Here is a 770-nt window from a genome sequence, read left to right as displayed (position 1 = left end):
ACGGCATTGAGCTCGGCTTCCGGCGCGCAGAAAACCGCTGAAACCGCGCAGAGCTCCGCCGATACCGCCCTGGCTTCGGCCACGTCTGCACGCAATGTGGCGGACAAGGCCCAGAGCACGGCGGACGCCGCTGGTCGCTCGGCAAACGATGCTCTGCAGGCCGCGACAACGTCACAGGCCAGCGCCGACAACGCTTTGGACGCTGCAAGCAATGCCCAGAAAGGGGCGGTCGCCGCCCAACACACCGCTGATGCGGCCAAGGCCACCGCCGATATCGCCACCGGCCAGCTCAAGGGCCTAGACGACGGCCAGACGGTTGTCCAGCGCATTGACGCGGCTATCCGAAGCGCCGCAGGTGTAGCCAGTGAGTTCGTTGCGAAGGCTCTGGGAGGAGGTTCCATCGTGGGTAGCGATGGCCAGCCGACGGCGCCGGCCTATGCCATCAGTCAGATCAATGCCGATGGCAGCATCCAGCCCGCTCCTCAACTCCATGACAACGTGGGCGCTGCCCTAACGGCTTTGGACCACAATGTCGGCACGGTCAACGCCGCCGTGAACCGCCAGGGCGCAGCACTCGGCGCCTTGGGTGAGGGCGTCCGGGCCCTGCGTGACGATAGCGTTGTGTGGGACGAGGCCAGCGGCGCTTATACCGCGGGTCGTGGCGCGGATCGCAATGAGCCGGCACGCATCGGTAACCTGGCGGCCGGTGTTGCACCAAGCGATGCCGTCAACAAGGGGCAACTCGATACCGTCGCGACCACCGCATCGCA

The 770-nt window shown here is 66.2% G+C and carries 1 pseudogene; it reads left to right on the top strand.

The features are described 5' to 3' along the window. Window positions 1–770, top strand: a pseudogene (locus HX846_RS37810) (hypothetical protein); the annotation flags it as partial.

This window comes from Pseudomonas sp. K5002 (assembly GCF_013386655.1).
Lineage (GTDB): Bacteria > Pseudomonadota > Gammaproteobacteria > Pseudomonadales > Pseudomonadaceae > Aquipseudomonas.
This window is presented reverse-complemented; position numbering and strand designations above follow the sequence as displayed.